7 protein-coding genes are annotated in these 7,256 nt (G+C 68.6%); all 7 read left to right on the plus strand.

Translation table 11 applies throughout. The annotated features are described in order from the left end of the window. On the plus strand, positions 1–1,585 hold a 1,585-nt coding region (locus ABE485_RS30815), incomplete at its 5' end, for an ABC transporter substrate-binding protein (RefSeq protein ID WP_346519050.1). Between the two features lie 99 nt (positions 1,586–1,684). Beyond that, positions 1,685–2,638: an ABC transporter permease gene (locus tag ABE485_RS30820; RefSeq protein ID WP_346519051.1), complete on the plus strand. Its 954-nt coding sequence runs from the start codon at positions 1,685–1,687 to the stop codon at positions 2,636–2,638. A 4-nt stretch (positions 2,639–2,642) separates the two neighbouring features. After that, a complete protein-coding gene (locus tag ABE485_RS30825; protein WP_346519052.1) occupies positions 2,643–3,539 on the plus strand; it encodes an ABC transporter permease in 897 nt (298 codons plus the stop codon). Further along, positions 3,536–4,591: an ABC transporter ATP-binding protein gene (locus tag ABE485_RS30830; RefSeq protein ID WP_346519053.1), complete on the plus strand. Its 1,056-nt coding sequence runs from the start codon at positions 3,536–3,538 to the stop codon at positions 4,589–4,591. The genes ABE485_RS30825 and ABE485_RS30830 overlap by 4 nt, the downstream gene beginning before the upstream one ends. Further along, positions 4,588–5,580, plus strand: a complete 993-nt coding sequence (locus tag ABE485_RS30835) for an ABC transporter ATP-binding protein (RefSeq protein ID WP_346519054.1) — start codon at positions 4,588–4,590, stop codon at positions 5,578–5,580. Before ABE485_RS30830 ends, ABE485_RS30835 begins: the two co-directional genes overlap by 4 nt. 225 nt (positions 5,581–5,805) lie before the next feature. After that, positions 5,806–6,639, plus strand: coding sequence for a DUF2242 domain-containing protein (locus tag ABE485_RS30840; RefSeq protein ID WP_346519055.1), 834 nt, complete (start codon positions 5,806–5,808; stop codon positions 6,637–6,639). A 104-nt stretch (positions 6,640–6,743) separates the two neighbouring features. Then, a complete protein-coding gene (locus tag ABE485_RS30845; protein WP_346519056.1) occupies positions 6,744–7,169 on the plus strand; it encodes a CopD family protein in 426 nt (141 codons plus the stop codon). The last annotated feature ends 87 nt before the right edge of the window (positions 7,170–7,256 follow it).

Genomic DNA, 7,256 nt, shown 5'->3' on the forward strand with positions numbered 1-7,256 from the left:
CGCCGCGCACGCAGACAAGGTGTTGCGCATCGCGATGACGGCGGGGGACATCCCCCGCACGCTGGGCCAGCCCGACCAGGGCTTCGAGGGCAACCGCTTCACCGGCATTCCGATGTACGACGGCCTGACGCAATGGGACCTGTCCAGGAAGGACGAGGCCAGCGTGCTGATCCCGGCCCTGGCGGTGTCGTGGGAGGTGGACGGCGCGGACAAGACCAAGTGGGTCTTCAAGCTGCGTCCGGGCGTGAAGTTCCATGACGGCTCGGACTTCAACGCCGATGCCGTGGTGTGGAACGTGGGCAAGGTGCTGGACAAGAGTGCGCCGCAGTTCGACGCCAGCCAGGTCGGCGTGACGGCCTCGCGCATGCCGACGCTGAAGTCGGCCCGAAAGATCGACGACCTGACGGTGGAGCTGACGACGTCCGAGCCCGATTCGTTCCTGCCCATCAACCTGACCAACCTGTACATGGCATCGCCTGCACAGTGGAACAAGAAGCTGGCCGAGGTGCCGGCGTCGGTGACCGATGCGGCCGAACGCTCGCAGAAGGCATGGGCCGCGTTCGCCGCGGACGCCTCGGGCACGGGCCCCTTCAAGATGTCGAAGTTCGTGCCGCGCGAGCGCCTGGAAGTCGTCAAGTACGACGCGTACTGGGATGAAAAGCGCCGCCCGAAGATCGACCGCGTGGTGATGCTGCCGCTGCCGGAGGCCAACTCGCGCACCGCGGCGCTGATGTCGGGCCAGGTCGACTGGATCGAGGCGCCCGCCCCGGACGCGTTCGAGGCCATCAAGAGCCGCGGTTTCGTCATCTATTCCAATGAGCAGCCGCACGTCTGGCCGTGGCAGCTGTCGTTCAAGGAAGGGTCGCCCTGGCTGGATCCGCGCGTGCGCCAGGCCGCCAACCTGTGCGTGAACCGCGGCGAGCTCAAGCAGCTGCTGGGCGGCATGATGGGCGAGCCCAAGGGCACCGTGCCTCCCGGCCATCCGTGGTGGGGCAATCCCAAGTTCGACATCAAGTACGACCCCGACGCGGCGCGCAAGCTGATGGCCGATGCCGGCTACTCCAAGGCCAAGCCCGTGAAGGTCAAGGTCCAGACGTCCGCGTCCGGTTCCGGCCAGATGCAGCCGCTGCCCATGAACGAGTTCGTGCAGCAGAACCTGAAGGACTGCTACTTCGACGTGAGCTTCGACGTGGTCGAGTGGAACACCCTGTTCACCAACTGGCGCAAGGGCGCCAAGGACCCGTCCGCCAACGGCAGCGACGCCATCAACGTCAGCTTCGCCGCCATGGATCCGTTCTTTGCCATCGTGCGCTTCGTCAGCACCAAGACCTTCCCGCCGGCATCCAACAACTGGGGCTACTTCGGCAACGCCGAGATCGACGGCCTGATCAAGGACGCCCGCACGACTTTCACGCCCGCCGAACGCGACGCGGCCCTGGCCAAGCTGCACGCGCGCGTGGTGGAAGAGGCTCCCTTCGTCTGGATCGCGCACGACGTGGGCCCGCGCGCCATCTCCCCGAAGGTCAAGGGCGTGGTGCAGCCCAAGAGCTGGTTCATCGACATCGCCACGATGTCCATGGACTGACCTTGAGCGCGCCGGATGCCTCGCGCGAGGCGTCCGGCGCTTTTTCGGGGCCCGCGCGTGGCTCCTTCAGCGGTCTACGGACCCTAGCCGGTGACGCCTATGCTGTCCTATATCTTCCGGCGCGTGGTGTACGCCCTGCCCATCATGGTGGGGGTCGCGCTGCTCTGTTTCCTGCTGATCCACCTGGCGCCCGGCGATCCGCTGGTGTCCATCCTGCCGCCCGACGCGTCGGCCGACCTGCAGCGCCAGCTCATGCAGCTCTATGGCTTTGACCGGCCGCTTGTCGAGCAATTCGCGGGCTGGCTGTGGCGCGCGCTGCACGGCGACCTGGGCACGTCGATCGCCAGCGGCCGGCCGGTGGCGGCCGAAGTGTTCAACGCCGTGGGCAACACGCTCAGGCTGGCCTGTCTGGCGACGCTGCTCGGCTTTGTCGTGGGCGGCTTCCTGGGCTTCGTGGGCGGCTACTACCGCAATTCGCCGATGGACCGGGTGGCGTCGTTCGTGTCCGTCGTCGGCGTGAGCGTGCCGCATTACTGGCTGGGCATGGTGCTGGTCATCATTTTCTCGACACAGCTGATGTGGCTGCCGCCGACCGGCGCGGGGCCGGGCGGGTCGGGGGAATGGGTGGCGGACTGGGCGCATATCCGCCACATGATCCTGCCGGCGGTCACCATGTCCGTGATCCCGATGGGCATCATCGCGCGCACCGTGCGCGCGCTGGTGGCCGAAACCCTGTCGCAGGAGTTCGTGGTGGGACTGCGCGCGCGCGGCCTGAACGACCTGGGCGTGTTCCTGCACGTGGTGAAGAACTGCGCGCCCACGGCGCTGGCCGTGATGGGCCTGCAGCTGGGCTACCTGCTGGGCGGCTCCATCCTGATCGAAACCGTTTTTTCCTGGCCGGGCACGGGCTTTCTGCTCAACGCGGCCATCTTCCAGCGCGACCTGCCGCTGCTGCAGGGCACGATCCTGGTGCTGGCGCTGTTCTTCGTGGTCCTGAACCTGGTGGTCGACATCCTGCAAGGCCTGTTCGACCCGCGCATCGAAAGGAACTGAGATCATGACCGATTCCGTTGCAAGCCTGGCCGCGCCCGCGCCCCAGGCGCCCGTGGCGCGGTCCCCGGGCTACTGGTCCAACGTGCTGCGCAGGCTGCGCCGCGATCCCGTGGCGCTGACCGCCGGCGCCCTCATCTTGGCGCTGATCGTCATGGCGATCCTGGCGCCGTGGATCGTGCCGGCCGATCCGTTCCAGGCCTCGATGCTCAAGCGCCTGCGGCCCATCGGCACCGAAGGCTATCCGCTGGGAGCGGACGAACTGGGGCGGGACATGCTGTCGCGCCTGATGCTGGGCGCACGCCTGTCGCTCTTCATGGGCATCGTCCCGGTGATCGCCGCCTTCGTGGTGGGCAGCGCGATCGGCATCCTGGCGGGCTACGCCGGCGGCTGGACCAACACGGTCATCATGCGGGTGGTGGACGTGTTCTACGCGTTTCCGTCGGTGCTGCTGGCGATCGCGTTGTCCGGCACGCTGGGCGCGGGCATCTTCAATGCGATCCTCTCGCTCACCATCGTCTTCATCCCGCAGATCGTGCGCGTCGCCGAAAGCGTCACCACGCAGGTGCGCCGCAGCGATTATGTCGACGCGGCGCGGGCCTCGGGCGCGCGGCCGTTGACCATCGTGCGCGCGCACGTGCTGTCCAACGTGCTGGGCCCGATCTTCGTGTATTCGACCAGCCTGATATCGGTGTCGATGATCCTGGCTTCCGGGCTGTCGTTCCTGGGGCTGGGCGTGCGGCCGCCAGAGCCCGAGTGGGGCCTGATGCTGAACACCCTGCGCACCGCGATCTACACGCAGCCCTGGGTGGCGGCGCTGCCGGGCGTGATGATCTTCATCACCTCCATGTCCTTCAACCTGCTGTCCGACGGACTGCGCTCCGCCATGGAGGTCAAGGAATGAACCACGTCGCGGAAATCCGCCATCCCGGACACGAGGACCTGGGCGGTCCGGCCCAACCGCTGCTGAGCGTGCGCGGCCTGGTCAAGCACTTTCCCCTGAAGCGCGATCCGCTGTCCCGGCGGCAGGGCGGCAACGCGGTGCGTGCCGTCGACGGCGTGGACTTCGACGTGAAAAAGGGCGAAACCCTGGGCGTGGTCGGCGAATCCGGCTGCGGCAAGTCGACGACGGCGCGGCTGGTGATGCAGCTTATCGGCCAGGACCGCGGCGAACTGGTCTTCGACGGCGTCGCCGTCGGATCGCGCGCGCTGGCGCTGCGCGAGTTTCGCCGCCAGACGCAGATGGTGTTCCAGGACAGCTATTCATCGCTTAATCCGCGCATGACGATCGAGGATTCCATCGCGTTCGGGCCGCGGGTGCACGGTAGCGCGGCGCGCGAGGCCATCGCCGCCGCGCGCGATCTGCTGGGCAGGGTAGGGCTGGATGCGCAGCGCTTCGCCGGCCGCTATCCGCACGAACTGTCCGGCGGCCAGCGCCAGCGCGTCAACATCGCGCGCGCGCTGGCCTTGAACCCGCGGCTGGTCATCCTGGACGAGGCCGTGTCGGCGCTGGACAAGTCCGTCGAGGCGCAGGTGCTGAACCTGCTGCTGGACCTGAAGGACGACTTCGGTCTGACCTACATGTTCATCAGCCACGACCTGAACGTGGTGCGCTACATCTCGGACCGCGTCATGGTCATGTACCTGGGCCAGGTCGTCGAACTGGGGCCGGTGGACCAGGTGTTCGATGCGCCGCGCCATCCCTACACGCAGGCGCTGCTGCGTTCGATGCCGTCGATGGAGCCGGGCGTGCGCACGGAATCGGCGCCGCTGTCGGGCGATCCGCCCAATCCCATCGATCCGCCCTCGGGTTGCCGCTTCCATACGCGCTGCGCGCAGGCGCGGGCGGCGTGCGCGAGCGAGGCGCCTTCGATGACGCAGCGCGACGGCCACGCCGTGCGCTGCCTGATCCACCAACCCGATTCCGGCTACGCCGCCTCTGGAGCCCTGTCATGACGGCCGCGACGCAACCCCTGGTCAGCATCCGCAACCTGGAAGTCGCCTTCCAGGCGGGCGCCAAAACCGTGCAGGCACTCAGCGGCGTGAGCCTGGACGTCGGCCGCGGCGAGGCCGTGGCGCTGATCGGCGAGTCCGGGTCCGGCAAGAGCGTCACCTTGCGCGCGCTGATGCGTCTGCATCCGCCGAAGCGGACCCGCATGCGCGGCCAGATGCTGGTGGATGGCCGCGACGTGCTGGCCATGAACCCGCGCGAACTGGCCGCGCTGCGCGGGCCGGTGGTGTCCATGGTGTTCCAGGAGCCCCTGCTGGCGCTGGACCCCGTGTACACGGTCGGTCGGCAGATCGAGGAAATGGTGCGCCGGCATACCGGCAAGCGCGCCGCCGAGGCACGCGCGCAGGCGCTGTCGCTGTTCGAGCGGGTGCGCATTCCCAGCCCGGAACGGCGGCTGCAGGCGTATCCGCACGAGATGTCCGGCGGCATGCGCCAGCGCGCGATGATCGCGCTGGCCTTGTCGTGTTCGCCCAAGGTGCTGCTGGCCGACGAGCCCACCACCGCGCTGGACGCCACGGTGCAGATCCAGATCCTGCTGCTGTTGCGCGAACTGCAGCGCGAGCTGGGATTGTCCATCGTCTTCGTCACGCACGACATCGGCGCGGCCGCCGAAATCGCCGACCGCGTGGCCGTCATGTACGGCGGGCGGATCGTGGAGCAGGGCGCGCTGGCGGACTTGCTGCGGGCGCCGCGGCATCCGTACACGCAAGCCCTGCTCAAGGGTCGGGCGCACGGCGCCATGCAGAAGGGCCAGCGCCTGGAAACCATTCCGGGCTCGCCGCCCGATCTGGCCGCCTTGCCGCCGGGCTGCTCGTTCGCCCCGCGCTGCGGCCACGCCCGGCCGCGGTGCCGGGAGGCCGTGCCGGAGATCGTCCCCGTCGCGCCGGGGCACGAGGTGCGCTGCGTCCTGGTTGAACGCACCGTGGCGGCTTGAGGGCGTGGCCAGCGCTTTCCCGCGTGCTTGGGGCTCGCGCTTCACGCATGTGCGGGGGCGCGCCGCGAAACGTGGCTTGTTCCCCATTTCTTTCGATACCAATTACAACCCAGCGGGCCGCAGCACTCGAATCTGTTTCAACCTATCACCAGCCAACCCCGTCCCTAATAACTTGCCCGATTTCTTGGCCGATAATGCAGGTCGTTGCCCAAAGCCGGACCTGTCATGCCCTGCATTACCCGTCGTATCGCTTTTCCCCTGCTTGCCACGCTGGCGGCCGTCCTGGCCGGATGCTCCTCTCCCAAGCCCGCCTACGAAAGAGAGGACTTCGCGCAGAGCGACACCTTCTCGCGGACCTTTCCCGCCGCCAGCAATGCGGCCTGCGACGCGGGGCGGCGCGCCTTGCTCAGCCAGGGCTACAACATCGACAAGTTCGATCCGTCGCGCGTGACCGGCCACAAGAATTTCCAGGGCGAAGACGGGCAGCACACGCAGATCAGCTTCAATATCGAATGCGCGTCGGACGCCAGCTCGAATGAGCGCGCGACCGTGTTCGCCAATGCCGTGCAGGACCGCTATTCGATCAAGCGCACCGGCAACTCCGCCAGCGTGGGGGTCAGCGTGCTGGGGCAGGTGTCCATGCCCTTCGGCGGCAGCGACGATTCGCTGGTGAAGACGGGCAGCCAGACGGTGACCCGGCCCAAGTTCTATGACGGCTTCTTCCAGCTGCTGCAGCGCTACCTGCCGGATGCACAGGCGGCCGCCGCACCGCACGAGCCCGCGCCCGCGCGCGGCAAGGCCGCCGCGCCCAAGGCGCCGCCCGTGCCGGCCGATCCCGTCGTGTCGCCGAACGCGCCCGCGGACACGCTGAATCCCGCGGCGGCGGGCGGCGACAAGCCGGCCCCGGCCGCCAGCGGCGATGCCCCCGCCGGTTCCGCGACCCCGGCGCCTGCGGCAACGCAGGAAAAGCCTGCTGCGTCATCGGAAAAGCCCGCCGCCGCGCAGGAAACGCCGGCCGCCGCGCAGGAAAAGCCCGCCGCCCCGCAAGCCGGCAACTGACGCCGCGCGGGCGGCAGCGCGAACGCCGGGGAGTTTGCCGTAGCGCAAACCGCCGGCGCCGGTCCGCTGCTCCGGGCTGGCCGCCAACGGCGATAATGCCCGCCATGACCTATCAACTCCTGAAAATGGCCCATGTCGCGGCCGCCGTGGCCTGGCTCGCGGGCTCGCTCTTCGTCTCCTTGTTTCTCCTGTCGTCGCAGCCGCAGGAAGGAGACGACGCGCCCAAGGAACGCAGGATGCTCCATGCGCTGCGCCGCTGGACCCTGTTCGTCACCACGCCCGCCATGGTCATCACCTGGCTCATCGGCCTGCATCTGGCCATGACGTTCGGATGGTTCGCGATGAACTGGATCTGGATCAAGGTGGCCTTCGCGCTGGGCCTGTCCGCCTTGCTGGGCATGCAGAGCGCCTCGCTGCGGCGCATGGCCGCGGGGGGCGCCAGCCGTCCGCCCATGGTGGATCTCTATGCCCCGTTCACCGTGCTTGCCGCGGCGGGCATCGTGACGCTGGTGGTGGTCAAGCCGTTCTAGCGCGCGCCGGGCGCGCCGGGGGGGGCGGCGTCCGCGCCGCCCCAGACCCACAGGCCGGGAGTACAGGCGGCCCCCACGAGGGGGTGG

Origin of the sequence: Achromobacter spanius (assembly GCF_039673305.1) — a bacterium.
In the GTDB taxonomy this organism is placed as follows: domain Bacteria; phylum Pseudomonadota; class Gammaproteobacteria; order Burkholderiales; family Burkholderiaceae_B; genus Achromobacter; species Achromobacter spanius_F.